The organism is Alkalihalophilus lindianensis, assembly GCF_032843265.1.
GTDB lineage: Bacteria > Bacillota > Bacilli > Bacillales > Bacillaceae_D > Alkalihalophilus > Alkalihalophilus lindianensis.
The window spans coordinates 1-270 of sequence record NZ_JAWJBA010000345.1 but is presented as its reverse complement, the minus strand read 5'-3'; the positions used below and the strand labels follow the sequence as shown (position 1 = coordinate 270).

Annotated in this window: 1 pseudogene; it reads right to left on the bottom strand. The window is 38.1% G+C overall.

Going from position 1 to position 270, the window contains the following annotated elements:
* Positions 1-270, bottom strand: a pseudogene (locus RYX56_RS22515) (stage II sporulation protein E); the annotation flags it as partial.

Here is a 270-nt window from a genome sequence, read left to right as displayed (position 1 = left end):
AACGATTTCTTCAGTTTTTAATAATTGCCGCCGTTTATATAATGTTAACAATGGAATGCTTTGTAAAAAAATCAACGTTAAAATAAAAGCCAGAATTGCTTGAACGCTGACCATCATGCCATCGTAAACGGATAACTGCTTGGAAAGGATAAAGACTTCCGCTAACTTTCCAAGCCCGAGAGTGACCGCCACATAAAAAGGAAGTGCCTTCATTTCATTCGCCAGCCATTTTTGGCTGATCCGGAAAACGATTAAAAAAGAAACTGTGAT